The sequence below is a fragment of the Spirosoma validum genome, assembly GCF_014699035.1.
In the GTDB taxonomy this organism is placed as follows: Bacteria; Bacteroidota; Bacteroidia; order Cytophagales; family Spirosomataceae; genus Spirosoma; species Spirosoma validum.
Genome location: NZ_JACXAA010000001.1, coordinates 570,970 through 587,520 on the forward strand (window position 1 = coordinate 570,970; position 16,551 = coordinate 587,520).

The following is a 16,551-nucleotide window of genomic DNA, read 5'->3' on the forward strand; positions in this document are numbered from 1 at the left end:
CATTTATAGATATGTATACTCGAAAACCTCATAAACTAGTGAAACCGTCAGTGTAGAATCTCAACCATTTGTTAAGATAACATTGTGTTAGACAAAATTTTACGCCAAATTACCTATTCAAAACGAACCCAGCTGCTCCATGGAAAACCAACCTCCAACCCCTCCCTATGCGCCCACTCCTATTCCGATGAGTGAGTCTGATGCCCGTATGTGGGCTATGCTTGCGCATCTGAGCGCACTAACAGGTTTAATAACTGGTATTGGTAGTCTGCTAGCCCCAATCATTATCTGGCAGATTCAGAAAGATAAGTCGGCTTATGTTGATTATCATGGTAAAGAAGCCGTAAACTTTCAGATTACGATGGCTATCGCTTTTGCTGCATCCTTCCTGTTAATGCTTATCGTGATCGGCGTATTCCTGATTTCTATTGTCGGCATAGTATGGCTTGTTTTCACTATTATTGCCGCCGTAAAAGCTAATAACGGAGAATACTATCGCTATCCCTTGACGATTCGATTCATAAAATAGGCCACCTAATGGCTGCTCCCTGTTGGCATTTCTAAACTAAGTTATACATACGGCATTTATCAGCAGCAATCACACATTGCCTACTCTACTGCCAGCTATTCTAATCAATATGAGTTCACAACAGCAAAACCCAGAGGGGGCCATTGACGTCGAATTAAGTGAAGAAATTGCAGAAGGCGTCTACGCCAATCTGGCTATGATTGCTCACTCGAACAGCGAGTTCATTCTGGATTTTATTCGGCTCATGCCGGGCGTTCCGAAGGCTAAGGTGAAGGCCCGTATCATTTTAACCCCCGAACATGCGAAGCGGCTACTGGAAGCACTTCGTGAGAACATTGGTCGCTACGAAGAAGCCTACGGGGGTATAAATGAACCAAACGATACGTTCCGATTTCCATCAGGTGGCTTTGGTGGACCAGTAGGGCAGGCATAAGCCATTTAGCAGTCGCCAGGGTGTAGTTGACCACTAAAAACATCTGTCTAACACACGACTATTGTCGGATGGCTGTTGACTTTCAAGCAGTTTTCCGTATCTTTGCACCTCAAAATTCGGGAAGACTGTTTTTTCGTAAACAAAATTCAAATGCCTACTATACAACAATTAGTGCGTAAAGGCCGCGAGAAACTTGAATTCAAGTCGAAATCGCCGGCTCTTGACGCCTGCCCACAACGTCGGGGCGTGTGTACACGTGTGTACACAACGACGCCGAAGAAGCCGAATTCGGCTCTCCGGAAAGTTGCCCGGGTTCGGTTAACGAACCAAAAAGAAGTAAACGCCTATATTCCAGGTGAAGGCCACAATCTTCAGGAACACTCGATCGTATTGATTCGTGGTGGTCGTGTTAAAGATCTGCCAGGTGTTCGGTATCACATCGTTCGGGGTGCGCTCGACACGGCCGGTGTAAGTGGTCGTCTGCAAAGCCGCTCGAAATATGGTGCGAAACGCCCAAAACCAGGTCAGGCACCAGCAGCTGGCAAAGGTGCGCCAGCAAAAGGCAAGAAAAAATAAGAGAATTTTAAATGTGTAATTGCTGATTGTTAAGTTACAAGTCAACAAATATACATCGTCAATGAAATTAGACTGGGCGTTGGAAAGACTACGTTCAGAGTAAGATCAAAAATCTGAAGAAAACATGAGAAAGGCGAAACCGCCCAAGCGTTACGTACTACCCGACCCCAAATATAAAGAGGTCCTCGTAACCAAATTTGTAAACAATCTGATGTACGAAGGCAAAAAGAGCCTGGCGTACTCCATTTTCTACGACGCACTTGACGCAGTTGCAAAACGCACAAGCGAAAGTGGTCTTGATACTTGGAAGAAGGCATTGAACAACGTCATGCCATCAGTTGAAGTAAAAAGCCGTCGCGTCGGTGGAGCTACCTTCCAGGTGCCAACCGAAGTACGGGCAGACCGGAAGGTTGCGGTAGGCATGAAATGGCTTATCCGGTACGCTCGTTCGCGAGGTGAGAAAACTATGGTAGACCGTTTAGCAGCTGAAATCGTTGCAGCCTCGAAAGGTGAAGGCGCAGCTGTGAAAAAGAAGGATGATACGCACCGTATGGCAGAAGCCAACAAGGCGTTCTCGCACTTCCGGTTCTAAACCAATTAAAACTGGCCAAAACCCGATGGCCGTTGAATCAACAAAAGCTACCCAACATTGGGTGGCTTTTGTTATTTTTGACGCCATGACTACTTTAGAAAACGACCTCCTCCGCGTTTCAATCCGACCGAAAGGTGCTGAACTGACTTCTATTTATCATAAGCCAAGCGGTATTCAACACCTCTGGCAAGCTGATCCATCCATATGGGGTTGGCATGCCCCTAACTTGTTTCCAGTGGTAGGGGGTTGTTTAAATAATCAACTGTTGATTGATGGTAAAACATATCCCATAGAACGCCATGGGTTTGCCAGACAGTCAATTTTTGAGACGACTGAATCCACGACAACGCACGCCATTTTCTCATTACGTTCCAGCGACGTAACACGCGTTCATTTCCCCTATGAATTCGAGTTTCAGATTATCTACGAACTCATCGAATCCCGTTTGACCGTTACGTATCGGATAGTCAACGACGATGAGAAGACTCTTTTCTTTTCCGTAGGGGCGCATCCCGCTTTCGCTGTTCCATTTCACGTGAATGAAACGTATGACGATTATTTTATCGAATTCGAGCAGCCTGAATCCTTAGAGACCCACATGCTTTCCTCCGGTGGATATTTTACGGGTGAGACAAAGGCTATTCCAACACAAGGGCTTCAGCTACCTTTAACGGAGCACTTATTTGATCAGGACGCCCTGGTTTTCAAAGATCTGAAATCTCGAAGCGTAACGCTTCGAAGTGACAAACATGATCGTAGCGTGACGGTTAACTATCAGGATTTTCCATACCTGGGTTTATGGGCTAAACCTGGTGCGCCGTTCGTTTGCATTGAACCCTGGCTTGGCTGCGCTGACAGCGAAGGCCAACCGAAACCTATTCAGCAAAAAGAAGCGATCCAGCAGATCGAAATAGGAAAGGTGTTCGAGGCTTCATTTTCAATCACCGTCCGTTAGATAAATACTCCTTACATAAATACCCCCAGATAAAATGGTTTGATAACCGTTTTATCTGGGGGTATTTATGTAAGCTAATTCTCAGAAGGGTTCTACTGCGTTTCATCCAACACAGTAAAGTCTTTAAATGTTCGTTTAATGGCTTTATCAGTTGCTTCTTTCTTACTCTGCCAATTCGCGTCCAGTTCTAAGGCGACTAAACCACTTAAGCTCATTGCGTTCCGGAAATCATCCATTCTCTTAATAAACTCACCATTACGTCGAGTAGATTTCAGAGAAAATTCACGAGCAAATACATCACCCTTATTTTGTAGCTCAGCTTTCTTTCCTAAAACGTAATTATAACGATCGAGTAAATCTTTCATTGATTTACCAATGACCTCTGTAGCTTCAAGTGTACCCATAGTTAGCACAGCTGTACCACCAACGGCTGAGATAATTCTCTGAGAGCCGGGATCATTACTTGTTATAGCTGGTGATACTCCTGTAACTGCTCCTAGCGATGCATTCGCTACCGACCGATTGCGTTTACCACCCTTAGCTCTTTTATAATCGTGTTTCAGCTGTTCTTCTTTCTCACTTAATTGTTCTACCAGTCCCCAGGCCTGAACCAGCAGTTGGCGGTACTGTACATAATAATATCGATCTTTCTCAGCCTCATTTACGGTATTCAGCACAGTAAATGTAATTCGCCGTTCGGCACGATTCTGCGCTTTATCGAGTACATAAAATGTGATCTGAACACCAAGCGAATCATAAGGGTCTTTTACAAAATCGTAGCCAGGTTGCCAGATAAACTCATACTGGTTATCTGTATTTTTCACAAGTGCACTCTTCGGAATCTGTTGATTGTCAGACAAAAACCCGAAGTTAGCAACATCATCTTCTCCATTTGGATCTGAAAGATAAAATTTCAGATTAACTGTTGCATTTTCACGCAGCTTATAGTGTTTTTCCTCTGGAATAACCGTAATGTCAGGCGGCAAATCCATTTGGGTAACTTCTACTTTTAAACGGCCTTTGGTACGCGATTTAGCAGGCTGATCTTCTACCCAAAATTCGATATACTGGGGCGCCTGCTTAAGTTTATTAAATTGATTTAACGACAGTGTCCAGGTTAGTTCACCCTGTGAAGAAAGCTTACTGCCTTCTGGCATCTGATCAGCAATCGGAATAAACACAAGGGGATCACCGTCTTCATCACGAACCACCTGCGAGTCCAGCTTATAGGTGTTAAGCGTCTTATAGCTCACATAAAACGGGCGTAATTCACCAATTGAAGGTGGGCGGTTTACGTGTACCACTTTAAAGTCTACGGTATGAGAAGCTGTCTGCCCGCGTTGGTTCCGCACGTCAAAACTCACAGGATATATTTTGGTAGTCTGAATTCGATCAGCCAAATCAAAGCCAGGCGTCCAGCTAAAATGGCCCAATGAGTCAAGCTGCATCCCTTCCTGCTTGTCAGACCCAAACGAAAACCGTAACGTATCAGTAGAAGGACTATTCGTCTTCAGGTCAAGTCGAACGGTGTTGCCTTCGGCTACAACGTTCCAATTAGTTTGTGTGGGAAATACAAATTGTAATGATTTGGAATCCTGCGCATGGGTGTCGATGACCGTAACGATCATTAGTATCCATACTATTACACCGGCAGTTCGGTTCATATATGATGTTGGAAGGTGGTCTGTTTTGAAAAACGTAAAAGTAGGTCCGAAGATTTTGTCTCAGTAAATCTATCTGCTTGTTTTACTATTTTTCTTAGAAAAAATCTGGTATCATCTAAATATAATTACATTTTTCCAAGAACGTAGTTTTCATGCTGAAAGTAACAATGTACTGAACACGGACCAAAAAAAGGTCGCTTTCTGAGATAGAAAGCGACCCTAAATTTTACTGATTTCAATCAGTTAGTTTTTCTTAGGCGTTGTTGCACCAGCACCCGTCGTAGGCTTGGTTGCTGTCGGTGTGCCACCACCTGTTGTAGCTGGTTTAGCTGCAGCAGCTGCCTTGGCGGGGTCTATACCTAATTTTTTCAATACTAACTCCGTAATATTGTTTTCTTCAGGTGCTACCAGCAAGATAGGAATCGTGTTGGCACCAGCATCCAGGTTAAATACGTACTGATAGCCGCTTTCTTTCGCCACAGCATCAATAGCCTTCTGAATTTTCTGTACTACGGGATTTACCAATTGCTGATACTTCGTTTGCAGGGATTGCTCAGCCGTCCGACCAAACTCCTGAATCCGAGTCTGAAGACCCTGAAGTTCGGTTTCGCGATCTTTGCGGATAACGTCCGACATCTGAGCTGCGCCTTTTTCATAGGCTTCATATTTATCCTGAAGTTCTTTCTGCATCCGTTTCAGTTCGTTTTCTGACTGTGTACGCTGAATCGTAAGCTGATTTTGGATGTCTTTTGCTTCAGGAGTTTGCGACAGAACGTAATCAATGTTCGTATAGCCTAACTTAAGCGGTCCAGCTGCTGCGGTAGTCGTAGCAGGGGCTGCAGTTGGGGCTTGTGCCTGTGCGTTTAAACCGCCCATCAGAAGAGCTGCAGCAAACGCCATGACGAGGTTTTTCTTCATTTCGAATTGATTGTTTGTATTACTTAGGATTTGTGGTTGCTTTGTTTGTATTTGTTGGATTGCCGTTGGTAGCCGTTGGTTTAATCTCTAATCCAAGCTCTTCCATTACGTAGTCTGAGTAATCGTGCCGAGGGTTCGTGTAGAGCATAACAAAATCGGAAGCTTTATCGAAAATAAAATCCAGCTTTTTTTGAAGTGCTACTTTTTCAACGGCTCGGTTCACCATATCCATTGGCACCTTCATCAGTTCCTTTTTTTTCTCGTATAAGAGGCCCTGATAGCCAAATACTTTGTTGTTATAGTCTCGAGCCTCTCGTTCTCTCTCGCTGAGCACACGTTGTCGATCACGCTTCATATCCTCAGTCAGCAAAATTTCTTCTGCCTGGTATGACTTTTGCAACTTGTCAATCTCGACGTACTTGTCCTGAATATCTTTTGACCATTTCTCAGCAAACTTGTCGATTTCGGTCAGTGCCTTTTGATACTCGGGCATTTTACCTAGAATGAACTCGGTATCAACGTAACCAAACTTCTGTGCGTGAGCAGGGGTTACTGACCAAACAGCGGACAAAAGTACGAAAAATAAGGCTTTTTTCATTACGTAGCCAGTCATTTTTTGCAGGAAGTGATTGATTTTCAGGAATGGTTATTAAAACCTATAAGGTTATTAAGACCTTATAGGTTTCTTAGATTAAAACGTTCACCATTCTCAAATCTTATCTGAGCTGCTGCCCAATCGTGAAGTGGAACTGACCAGAGGCTTTGTCTTTCACCCCCGGAATCGTATCGAAGCCATACCCGTAATCAATCCCGATCAATCCAAAAGCAGGCATAAATATCCGAGCACCAAAGCCCGCTGACTTTTTTAGATCAAACGGATTATACTGTTTGTACGTGCCCCAGTTATTACCCGCTTCCAGAAAGCCCAGTACGAAGATCGTAGCCGATGGATTCAACGAAACAGGATAACGCAATTCAGCAACGAATTTGTTATAAACAACCCCACCCTGGCTACGGGCAGTTGCATCAGAACTGCGGTTATAGTCAGCGGTATAAACACTACGGTCGTCGTAGCCACGTAGACCAATAATATCCTGAGCCAGCGCGAATTGCCCTTGCCCAGCCAAACCTGATCCACCTAATACAAACCGCTCAAAAGGACCAATATCGGTACGTTTATTATAGCTGCCTAAGAAACCTAAGTGAGCGCGCGTATTCAACACCAGTTTACCAAATACAGTCTGGAACCAACTGGCATCGAACATCCATTTATGGTATTCCACAAACTTATACTTATCCTCCGGCTTAGCACTTTCATTGGTTGTTTTAAACGCTGAATACGGCGGTGTAAACGATCCACTTAGCGTAAATGATGATCCATTACGTGGAAACTGCGGATTGTCGATGCTATTCCGTGACAGGGTTGTATTGAACGTAATGTTGTTCGAAATCCCGTTCCGATAGTTGATATAAAACAAATCAAGGTTGTTCAGGTCATACCGCTGATAAGAGATCGAGTGGCTCAAGCTAAAATAATCATCAGGGACTTTCAACTGACGACCCAATCCAACCGTAAGCGCTGTATTCGTATAGGAACCCGTTGGGGTACGACCTTTCAACGATTGGTAAATACTGTATGGATTTGATGGATCATAGAAGGTCTTATAGACCGTATGGCTAGCGCTGACCGAGAATGCATTCGGTTTACGACCACCAAGCCAGGGCTCGGTAAACGATAACGAATACACCTGATACTGACTTCCGTTGGCCTGAAAGCGCAATTGTACACGTTGACCATCACCAGCCGGCAGCGGACGCCACGCACTGAAGTTAGGAATGTTACGCGCCGAGAAGTTATTGAACGTCAGACCGAGCGTACCGACAAAGCCGACGTAACCACCCCAACCACCTGACAATTCAATCTGATCGGATGGTTTTTCTTCAACCGTATATTCAATATCCACCGTACCATCGTTCTGCGGCACGGGATTGATACCGATTTTTTCCGGATCGAAGTATCCCAACGTAGCAAGTTCGCGCTGGGTACGTATCAAAGCTGTTTTTGAAAATTTCTGTCCTGGCAACGTCCGAACAGTACGCATTACTACGTGATCACTGGTTTTTGTATTACCGTTGAGAATAACGCGGTTAATCGTTGCCTGCTTTCCTTCGAAGATGCGAATTTCCAGATCGATTGAGTCGCCATCAATGGCTTTTTCAACAGGTTGAGCATTATAATACAGATAGCCTAGATCCATATACTGTGAACTCAGATCTTGACCGGGATTACCATTCATCCGCTTTTCCAAATCCTCAGGATTATAAACGTCGCCTTTGGTTACACCCAACACCTGTCGGAGTTGATCGGCCGTATACAGATAATTACCCGAAAAATCGATTTTCCGATAATAGTATTGACGGCCTTCGTTCAACTTCATGTTGATACTGATGGTATTACCGCCGTTGCCGATTACTGTATCGTGTTCAATTGTAGCGTCACGATAGCCAAGTTTGTTATAATATTCTAACAACTTCTGCTTATCCTCTTCGTACTTTTTCGGAACGAACTTTGAGGGGGTAAATAAACGGCCAAATCGCATTTCTTTGGTGCCTTTCATCTTCATGCGCACCGCCGACTCATCGACTTCATTAAGCCCTTCGAAGTTTATTTTAGCAATTTTAACTTTTTGTCCTTTGTCGACCAATACGCGCATGGTGGCGTTGTTGCGCGTGCTGTCGGGGATTGTGGTTATTTTAACCTTAGTATTCAAATACCCTTTATCGACAAAAAACTTGCGAACAGCCATTTGAGTATTCTTGGTGATCGTGTTCGTTACGATCTTACCCAGATTGAGCTTCACTTTATCTTTTAGGTTGTCTTGCTCGCCTTTTTTGACACCCATAAAATTGACCCGATAAAGTCGGGGCCGCTCCTGCGCCCGAAACATCAGCGTCACTTTCCCCTCACCGGCATGGTTGGCAAACAATTCAACGTTGTCCAGCAAGCCTGACTCCATCAGTTTTCGCACTGACGAGCCAATGGCTTCGCCCGGAATGCGAATTTTATCACCAACTTTTAATCCAGCCAGTGAGACCAGTGAATTTGGATCTAAGTAGCGGGTACCCGTCATGGTTAGCCCAGCAATTTCATATTCTTTAGGACTGGCGTAGTTCAATAATTCATCACCACTAACCGGAGTTTCCGTTGGTACGCCCACCCCTACACGTACCTGAGCCTGGACAGTTGCGGGTAACAGACTGAAGAATAGGCAAACGGCACTCAATATGACTTTTATACGGTGTTCCAAGTTTCGTTACGTATTATGTTGTTGGTTGTCAGGATTCGTTTTGAGAGGACAAGGTTGGAATCAGCCCGGCTTAATTTATTACGTTAGGCGGCTACCCCATTCTTACGTCAGACCGAATTTCATTTTTACTTAACTAATTGTTCGCTGGTTTTACCAAACCGACGTTCGCGCTGTTGATAATTCAGAATGGCCTCATATAAATGGTTTTTGCGGAAATCGGGCCAGAGTACTTCGGGCATGTAAAACTCAGCGTAGGCCAATTGCCAGAGCATGAAATTACTGATGCGCATTTCGCCACTCGTTCGGATCATCAGCTCAGGTTCAGGCATACCATCTGTAGCAAGATGGTGGCTAAACACCGTCTCGTCGATCTGATCCGGTGTCAGTTTTCCGTCGCGTACTTCGGCTGCCAGTTGCCGGGCAGCTTCCAGAATATCCCAGCGCCCACTATAGCTAAGAGCCAATACCAGCGTGAGACCGTTGTTACTCTGTGTTTCACGCATGGCCTCGGCTAATTCGCGCTGACAATCGGTGGGGAGACTTTCGGTATTTCCGATTGTCGTCAGCCGCACGTTATTGTCCATCAGCGTTTTGATTTCTCCCCGAATCGTATGCACCAACAAGGTCATCAACGCATCGACTTCGTACTTCGGACGATTCCAGTTTTCCGTTGAAAAGGCATAAAGTGTCAGATACTTTACCCCTAATTCAGCGCAGCCTTCCGTTACCTCACGCACAGCCTTAATCGCATTTCGGTGGCCAAATACCCGGGCTGCTCCCTGCCGTTTGGCCCAGCGTCCGTTTCCATCCATGATAACGGCTATGTGCTTAGGCAGATTGCTCGGGTCAATGTGTTCCTTCATCCCAGTAGGGGAGTTTTAACAAGAATTAACAAGACCGCGAAGATACGCAAATTTAGTCGGTCTTTAGGACCGCTACGTTGAAACCCAGCGCAAATAATCGAATAAATAGCATCGGCTTTCGATTTTAAACCAATGCTTGCGGAGGGTTTCGGATGCTGGAAGTCAATGCTGTTATACCAACGCACGAACTATCTCTCGTATCTTTGTAGCTAAGGAACCATAAATCAGGCTTATAGTACGTTTTGTGGGTACAAGCCTGTTATTTGATTTGCTACGTTATATGATGACTTCATTTTCGGGGCTACCTGGCCGGATTTCTATCCTTGCTTTGTTGCTGCTGGTTGCGGTAAGTTGTAAAAAAGGTGATGATACGGTGGCGGCCCCCCAAACCATTCCTGACCGGGTTCTGGAAGATAGCCAGTTTAGTTTATTACGGGTCGCTCTTGCCTACGCGGGCGTTAGCGATGCCCTTAAATCAGGAAATCTAACGCTATTTGCGCCAACAGATTCTGCTTTTCAGGCTTCAGGATTTGGCAGTATATCATCCATTCAATCGTTGTCCAGGGATCAGGTGCGCTCCATGATGCTATATCACGTGCTCTATGGTTCAGTTACGTCGGCACAAATTCCGTCAGGGTTCAATGCCGTAGAAACAGTTGGGAAAGGCATTGCCTTTTTTACTAAAAGCAATGACGGGACTATTTATATCAACAATGCGAAGTTAACGCAGCCTGACCTGGTCACAGCGAATGGCTATATCCACAAAGTTAATCGCCTACTAACGCCCTCCGCTGGAAATCTGCTCACTACTATCCAAAGTAATCCAAACTTAACGTTCTTAGCGGCAGCAGTTAAGCGCATCGGTACCAGTAATCCGACTTTGCTGGCAACCCTTAATAATTCATCATCCACAAATACGGTAACCGTCTTCGCTCCAAATGATGAGGCTTTTAAGGCGGATAGCCGATATAATACGATAACAGCCATCGAATCGGCCGATCAACAGACGCTGGCGAATACGCTTTTATATCATGTTACGTCGGGAGTTCTATTCTCTAATCAATTGAAGACGGGTACTCTTACGTCGTTGTTCAATACTAATAAATTTACCGTGACTGTTGCACCAAATCAGATAACCCTAAAAGGCAATCGAAATGCAACATTCGCCACAATCAGGCAGGCCGATATACCCACCACGAGTGGCTTGATTCACGTTATTGATAAAGTATTGCAACCCTGATGATTTACTGGATTGATTGCCCAGATGTAATCCAACTCTTTTTAGCAGAGAAGGGTCAGTAACTAGTTGAATTGGTTAAGTTATTCTCGATCCATGTATAAACTTTCTTTTTTGATTCTTTTTGCTGCCCTGATTGGCTGTTTGAGCTCTTGTAGTACAAGTGTTGATCCTGAGTCTACTACGGCTGCCGCTACGTTAGATTCAAATAAAACGGATATTATGACCTATGCCACGAGCGAAGGTTTGTCTGGAACCATGACGACTTCAGGACTTTATTACGTATTCAATAAGCCAACCTCTTCAACTGTAGTGCCTGCTTACGGCCAGGAGCTTGAGTTTAATTATACGCTCTATGTTCTGAATGGCCCCAGTAATACCACTGTCACTACTGGTGTTACCGATCGGAAAATTGATTCAGCCTATGCGACTACTTCCATTTTCTATCCATTCTTCGCCGGTTCCCTAAAGTCAGGCTTACAGGAAGGTTTCCAACTTATGCATGAAGGCGACCAGGTTACACTGCTGATTCCGTCAGCACTGGCTTTTGGCAATGCCATCTCTCCGGACGGGAACGTTCCGGCTAATTCGCCCGTACGGTACGATATTACGTTGAAACGAACCCGTACGGAAGATCAGCAGATTACAGAATACATCGCTCAGAATAACCTGACGGTTACACAGACAACGTCTACTGGATTACGATTTATTAAAACGGCATCCGTTACCGACACAACCACCAACAAGTTACCAACCACCAATCAAACAATTACTCTTAGATACACAGGGCTGCTTCTGCGATCTACAACTCCTTTCGAGAATACAGGAACTGGTACTGTTTCTTTCACGGTGGGACGGTTTCCGGCTGCTGGGGTGAATGAAGGCTTAGCAAAACTTAGACGGGGCGAGAAAGCAACGTTAATTTTTCCCTCCTCTCAAGGCTACACAACAGTAGGCACTCTAGCTACTAATGGAACGTATATTGTTCCACCCAATGCACCATTACGGTACGATGTAGAAATAGTTTCGATACAATAAAATCGTCTTATAATCAGTACTTTATGAATAATAAACTAATCTATAAGGCAATAAAAGCGAAACGGTGGTCGTAATCAAAGAGGTTAATTGATTGTTCCCATTAGCCGTTTTATAAATAAATTTTATCACTAAGATTCCAGCGCTTTGCCACATTTTCGGGTCAGTAAGCGTAGTACTATTTGTTTCCTCTATCTTATGCGTAAGCTTCATTCATTTATTTTTGGTGCATTGGCGCTCGGTACAATAGCAGCCTGCACGAACAACATTGATCCCAGTACGGATACAAACGCTATTTATCAGTCAAATTTAGCGGATATAAGTACCTATGCCGCTAGCAAAGGCTTAAACGGCAAGTCAACAAACACAGGGCTGTATTACGCCATATCGAAACCCAGTAACTCATCCATAGCAACCGCAATTGGCCAAGAAGTTGAGCTCAATTATACGTTGTATTCGTTAACAAAAAGTACGGGCAATCCCTCTGTTATAGTTGATCGAAAAGTAGATTCAACTTATGCTACGACCTCGTTGTATGGTCCGCTTACAGAGAGTAATTCGGGGTTAATCGAAGGGTTGATGTATATGCATGAAGGTGATCAGGCCGTTTTATTGCTCCCTTCTCTCCTTGCATTCGGCAACCAGTCTGCTTACAACGGACTAGTCCCGGCCAATTCGCCTGTACGATTCGACGTAACACTTAAGCGTGCCCGGACCGAAGATCAGCAAATCAACGAGTATATGACGGCGAATAAGCTGACGCCAACAGAAGTAACCAGCAGTGGCTTACGTTTCATTAAAACACTCGATAATTCCACAGGAGCCACACCAACAGCAACCCAAACACTTATCGTCAAATACAAAGGTAAGTTATTACGATCTGTATCGGCCTTCGACAGTACCGGTACAGGTACGTATCCAACTACAATTGGAAAATCTATCGCTGGCTTCGATGAGGGCTTGTCTAAATTAAAAGTCGGCGAAAAGGCAACAATTATTTTACCGTCAAAAATCGGATATGGTACTACAGGCTATCAGCAGATTCCGCCTTATGCTCCAATGCGCTTCGATATAGAACTAGTTTCAGTGCAATAGTCTGCTGAAAAATAGCTCAAAAAAATGCCTGTATTCTGATGAATACAGGCATTTTTTTGAGACGAATCAGAAAATGCGCGTCTAAGGAAAATGATACGAAATCAGCTTAATCTTTGGCTAAAGCCATTCATCTCCAAATAATATAACCTCACTTTGGTTACATACTTAATTTTAACTTAACTTGCGCGCTTATTAACTTTATTTTTTATGTCTAATCAATACAAATTGAATCGTTTTCTGCTGAGTGGAGCCCTTTGGTTGCTCACCCTCACTGCTGCATTAGCCCAGGGCATTCAGGGGCACGTAACAGATGTCAAAACTAAAGCTGGTATTCCAGGAGCAACGATCGTAGTAGCCAATACCAACATTGGCGCAACAGCCGATGCCAATGGCGATTTTACCGTAAAAGTTAATCCGGGAAGTTATACGCTGCGGGTTAGTTTTGTCGGCTACGAAACCCAGACTGTTACTGTAAATGTCACAGGAAATGAAACCATAAACGTTGCCCTTTCGGAATCAACAGCGTCATTAAGCGAAGTGGTGGTAACGGGAACCAGAAGTGCCGGTCGGGTGAAAACGGAAAGTCCGGTGCCTGTTGATATTATCAGCATTCAGCAGTTGACAACCCAGGCTCCGCAGAACAACCTGAATCAGATTATGAACATGGTTGCGCCTTCGTTCACGTCCAATACAACAACGGTAGCTGATGGTACTGACCACATTGACCCTGCTCAGCTACGCGGTTTAGGTCCTGATCAGGTACTGGTGTTGCTGAATGGCAAAAGAAGACATACGTCGTCATTGGTGAATGTGAACGGTACGCCCGGTCGTGGTTCGGTCGGTACTGACTTAAATGCGATTCCGGCTTTTGCTATTGATCGGATCGAAGTTTTACGGGATGGTGCTTCGGCTCAGTATGGTTCAGATGCCATTGCCGGGATCATCAACGTGAAAATGAAAGAAGCGACGGGCAAATTAGCGTTATCCGTGTTTGGTGGTGGTAATTTTTCACAAGGCTCCAATAACTTCAAAGGGGGTATGGACGGCGGAAACGTCCAGATCGATGCGAACTACGGTGTGCGTATCGGTAAAGCAGGCTTCATCAATGTTACGGGTTCGGCACAGATGCGTAACTCAACAAGCCGTGCACTGCCCAACACAGCGGCTTTGCTGAACCGCTACAATGCAATCGAATACAGAACCTTACAGGCAGGTGGTAATGTCAATACGTTACCCACTGATCTGGCTTCTATCAAGAGAAATGCTTTAGGGGTAACGTATTTCGACGCAGCGACCCAGGCAAGCATTGCCGGAGCAACTACTCTAACCGGTCTTCAATCTATTCTGGCTACCGACGTAACGGATAATGAGTTAGCCGCTCGCGGATTAACAAGAGGAGATTACAGCATGCGCGTTGGTCAGTCGAACCTGCAAAGCATCCAGTTTTTCGCTAACTCGGCTATCCCAATCAACGAAAACCACGAGTTCTATGCGTTTGGTGGCTACGGTCGTCGGACAGGTGATGCGGCTGGTTTCTTCAGAACACCTAACCAGGCACGCGCTTATACGGGTATTTTCATCAATGGTTTCTTACCGGAGATTCATTCCGAAATTATTGACGGTTCGTTTGCTGCAGGTTTTCGTGGCAAACTAGGGTCGTTTAATTATGACTTGAGCAATACGTTTGGTTCGAACACCTTTAATTATGGCGTTGAAAATACCGTCAATGCTACGTTGTTAGCTAATTCGCCCACGGTGTTCAAAGCGGGTGGGCTGAACTTCAAGCAAAACACCATTAACTTCGACCTGAGTCGTAAGTTCGACGTAATGGCGGGCTTGAACCTGGCTTTTGGCGCAGAAGGCCGTTTTGAAAATTACCGAATTAAGGCTGGCGATGAAAATTCCTGGGCCCGGTACGATATAAACGGAAGGGTAATCACTACATCAACTCAGGTTGCCCCGTCTGACTTCTTTGGTGCTGCTCGCCCAGGTGGTGCACAGGTATTCCCAGGTTTTAGACCAGAAAATGAGCGGGAAACCCAAAACGCAAATCGCCAAAGCATGGCGGTATACGCCGACGCTGAGTTAGACGTAACGAACCGTTGGTTAGTGGAAGGTGCTGTTCGGTTCGAGAATTATTCGGACTTCGGTAGCACAACCAATTTCAAATTGGCGACTCGCTATAAACTGACCGATAACATCAACATTCGCGGAGCGGCATCGACAGGTTTCCGGGCTCCTTCTTTGGCACAGATTTACTTTAACTCAACCTCTACGCAATTTGTAGGTGGTGTGCCATTTGAAGTAGGTACGTTCAGTAATGCATCCAGACCGGCCGAATTACTGGGTATTCCGAGATTAAAACAGGAAGAATCAAGAAGCATTAGCGCTGGCTTTACGGCAAAAGTACCGAGTGCGAATTTGACGATTACGGCTGATGGCTATTTTGTTCGAATCAATGATCGCGTGATTCTAACGGATCAGTTTTCAAGACCAAGTGGTACGGTAACCGGCCCAGCTCTTACGTTACAGCAATTGTTCGATCAGGCGAACGCCACAGCCGCTACGTTCTTTGCGAATGCGATCGACACAGAGTCTAAGGGTATTGATTTAGTTATTACGCACCGAGCTACGTTTGGTGGAGGTGTTACGTTACGGAATGATTTAGCCGGTACAGTTTCGCAAACGAAGCAGGTTGGCGGTATTAAAGCTTCCCAGGTTCTGGCTGATAATGGTCAGATTAACCGGTATTACTCTGAATCATCAAGAGTGTATCTACAGGAAGCTGTACCAAGAGTGAAATTTAACCTGAGTCACACTCTGACATTGAATAAGTTCGATTTCTTCCTCAGAAACGTGTATTTCGGTAAAGTTACCGACCCAAATACGGTCGATGTGAATGGAGACGGCATGATCGGTGCAATCGTTGTCAATGGCCAGGCTGTTGAAAATGAGCATCCAGTCTGGGGCGCACGAGTCATTACGGACTTGTCAATCGGTTATCAGGTCGTACCTGCGTTGAAAGTAGTAGTTGGCGCCAACAACCTGTTTGATATTTACCCTGATAAAAACTACGGCCCAGTATCGGCCAGAAGACCAACGGGCGTAGAAGCGAATGGTAATATCGTTTATGGAGCAGCCGCTTCAACTGTTGATCTTTCTAACTCAAACCAGTTCGTGTATTCACGGAATACGTCTCAATTTGGGCAGAATGGTCGATTCCTGTTCGCTCGTTTGAACTTTACGTTTTAATTGACTGGCACGTATCGTGTTGTCATCAGTATAAAAAAGAGTCGCTCATATGGGCGACTCTTTTTTATAGGTAACTACGTACGCACGCACTGAA

At 44.9% G+C, this 16,551-nt stretch carries 14 protein-coding genes; 9 read left to right on the forward strand and 5 right to left on the reverse strand.

The features are described 5' to 3' along the window. Positions 1 to 139: 139 nt before the first annotated feature. The 5 genes from IC230_RS02195 to IC230_RS02215 all read left to right on the forward strand — a co-directional run bounded on the left by IC230_RS02195 (position 140) and on the right by IC230_RS02215 (position 3,085). The gene (locus tag IC230_RS02195) at positions 140 to 529 is read left to right on the forward strand and encodes a DUF4870 domain-containing protein (RefSeq protein WP_223860185.1); all 390 of its coding nucleotides are present in this window, start codon (positions 140 to 142) and stop codon (positions 527 to 529) included. A gap of 109 nt (positions 530 to 638) precedes the next feature. Next, entirely contained in the window at positions 639 to 962 is a 324-nt protein-coding gene (locus tag IC230_RS02200) for a DUF3467 domain-containing protein (protein WP_191037325.1), read from the forward strand. A 150-nt stretch (positions 963 to 1,112) separates the two neighbouring features. After that, positions 1,113 to 1,538 carry a 30S ribosomal protein S12 gene (rpsL, locus tag IC230_RS02205; protein WP_191037326.1) on the forward strand — a complete coding sequence of 142 codons (426 nt, stop codon included), beginning with the start codon at positions 1,113 to 1,115 and terminating at the stop codon, positions 1,536 to 1,538. Positions 1,539 to 1,662: 124 nt separating this feature from the next. Beyond that, positions 1,663 to 2,130 (forward strand): 30S ribosomal protein S7, encoded by a 468-nt coding sequence (gene rpsG, locus IC230_RS02210; RefSeq protein ID WP_191037327.1) that lies wholly within the window; start codon positions 1,663 to 1,665, stop codon positions 2,128 to 2,130. An 85-nt stretch (positions 2,131 to 2,215) separates the two neighbouring features. Then, positions 2,216 to 3,085, forward strand: coding sequence for an aldose 1-epimerase family protein (locus IC230_RS02215; protein WP_191037328.1), 870 nt, complete (start codon positions 2,216 to 2,218; stop codon positions 3,083 to 3,085). A 92-nt stretch (positions 3,086 to 3,177) separates the two neighbouring features. Here IC230_RS02215 and IC230_RS02220 read toward each other — a convergent pair whose 3' ends face one another. From IC230_RS02220 to IC230_RS02240, 5 genes are all read right to left on the reverse strand, one after another. Beyond that, entirely contained in the window at positions 3,178 to 4,749 is a 1,572-nt protein-coding gene (locus IC230_RS02220; RefSeq protein WP_191037329.1) for a hypothetical protein, read from the reverse strand. A gap of 243 nt (positions 4,750 to 4,992) precedes the next feature. After that, positions 4,993 to 5,667: an OmpH family outer membrane protein gene (locus IC230_RS02225; RefSeq protein ID WP_191037330.1), complete on the reverse strand. Its 675-nt coding sequence runs from the start codon at positions 5,665 to 5,667 to the stop codon at positions 4,993 to 4,995. 19 nt (positions 5,668 to 5,686) lie between these two features. After that, positions 5,687 to 6,265 carry an OmpH family outer membrane protein gene (locus IC230_RS02230; RefSeq protein ID WP_191037331.1) on the reverse strand — a complete coding sequence of 193 codons (579 nt, stop codon included), beginning with the start codon at positions 6,263 to 6,265 and terminating at the stop codon, positions 5,687 to 5,689. A 118-nt stretch (positions 6,266 to 6,383) separates the two neighbouring features. Further along, positions 6,384 to 8,975: an outer membrane protein assembly factor BamA gene (gene bamA, locus IC230_RS02235; RefSeq protein ID WP_191037332.1), complete on the reverse strand. Its 2,592-nt coding sequence runs from the start codon at positions 8,973 to 8,975 to the stop codon at positions 6,384 to 6,386. A gap of 125 nt (positions 8,976 to 9,100) precedes the next feature. Further along, entirely contained in the window at positions 9,101 to 9,838 is a 738-nt protein-coding gene (locus IC230_RS02240) for an isoprenyl transferase (protein ID WP_191037333.1), read from the reverse strand. Positions 9,839 to 10,118: 280 nt separating this feature from the next. Here IC230_RS02240 and IC230_RS02245 point away from each other — a divergent pair, with 280 nt between their 5' ends. The 4 genes from IC230_RS02245 to IC230_RS02260 all read left to right on the forward strand — a co-directional run bounded on the left by IC230_RS02245 (position 10,119) and on the right by IC230_RS02260 (position 16,457). Then, a complete protein-coding gene (locus IC230_RS02245) occupies positions 10,119 to 11,078 on the forward strand; it encodes a fasciclin domain-containing protein (protein ID WP_191037334.1) in 960 nt (319 codons plus the stop codon). A gap of 93 nt (positions 11,079 to 11,171) precedes the next feature. Then, positions 11,172 to 12,113 (forward strand): FKBP-type peptidyl-prolyl cis-trans isomerase, encoded by a 942-nt coding sequence (locus tag IC230_RS02250; protein WP_191037335.1) that lies wholly within the window; start codon positions 11,172 to 11,174, stop codon positions 12,111 to 12,113. A gap of 195 nt (positions 12,114 to 12,308) precedes the next feature. Further along, positions 12,309 to 13,205 carry an FKBP-type peptidyl-prolyl cis-trans isomerase gene (locus IC230_RS02255; protein WP_191037336.1) on the forward strand — a complete coding sequence of 299 codons (897 nt, stop codon included), beginning with the start codon at positions 12,309 to 12,311 and terminating at the stop codon, positions 13,203 to 13,205. Positions 13,206 to 13,412: 207 nt separating this feature from the next. Further along, positions 13,413 to 16,457: a TonB-dependent receptor gene (locus tag IC230_RS02260; RefSeq protein ID WP_191037337.1), complete on the forward strand. Its 3,045-nt coding sequence runs from the start codon at positions 13,413 to 13,415 to the stop codon at positions 16,455 to 16,457. Positions 16,458 to 16,551 lie beyond the last annotated feature (94 nt).

What these genes read in the sequence shown, in the direction of transcription:
- IC230_RS02250 (WP_191037335.1), top strand. Translation starts at nt 11,172, where the DNA reads ATGTATAAACTTTCTTTTTTGATTCTTTTTGCTGCCCTGATTGGCTGT.
- IC230_RS02255 (WP_191037336.1), top strand. Translation starts at nt 12,309, where the DNA reads ATGCGTAAGCTTCATTCATTTATTTTTGGTGCATTGGCGCTCGGTACA.
- IC230_RS02260 (WP_191037337.1), top strand. Translation starts at nt 13,413, where the DNA reads ATGTCTAATCAATACAAATTGAATCGTTTTCTGCTGAGTGGAGCCCTT.
- IC230_RS02240 (WP_191037333.1), bottom strand. Translation starts at nt 9,838, where the DNA reads ATGAAGGAACACATTGACCCGAGCAATCTGCCTAAGCACATAGCCGTT.
- rpsG (WP_191037327.1), top strand. Translation starts at nt 1,663, where the DNA reads ATGAGAAAGGCGAAACCGCCCAAGCGTTACGTACTACCCGACCCCAAA.
- IC230_RS02230 (WP_191037331.1), bottom strand. Translation starts at nt 6,265, where the DNA reads ATGAAAAAAGCCTTATTTTTCGTACTTTTGTCCGCTGTTTGGTCAGTA.
- IC230_RS02220 (WP_191037329.1), bottom strand. Translation starts at nt 4,749, where the DNA reads ATGAACCGAACTGCCGGTGTAATAGTATGGATACTAATGATCGTTACG.
- IC230_RS02215 (WP_191037328.1), top strand. Translation starts at nt 2,216, where the DNA reads ATGACTACTTTAGAAAACGACCTCCTCCGCGTTTCAATCCGACCGAAA.
- IC230_RS02225 (WP_191037330.1), bottom strand. Translation starts at nt 5,667, where the DNA reads ATGAAGAAAAACCTCGTCATGGCGTTTGCTGCAGCTCTTCTGATGGGC.
- IC230_RS02245 (WP_191037334.1), top strand. Translation starts at nt 10,119, where the DNA reads ATGATGACTTCATTTTCGGGGCTACCTGGCCGGATTTCTATCCTTGCT.
- IC230_RS02200 (WP_191037325.1), top strand. Translation starts at nt 639, where the DNA reads ATGAGTTCACAACAGCAAAACCCAGAGGGGGCCATTGACGTCGAATTA.
- rpsL (WP_191037326.1), top strand. Translation starts at nt 1,113, where the DNA reads ATGCCTACTATACAACAATTAGTGCGTAAAGGCCGCGAGAAACTTGAA.
- IC230_RS02195 (WP_223860185.1), top strand. Translation starts at nt 140, where the DNA reads ATGGAAAACCAACCTCCAACCCCTCCCTATGCGCCCACTCCTATTCCG.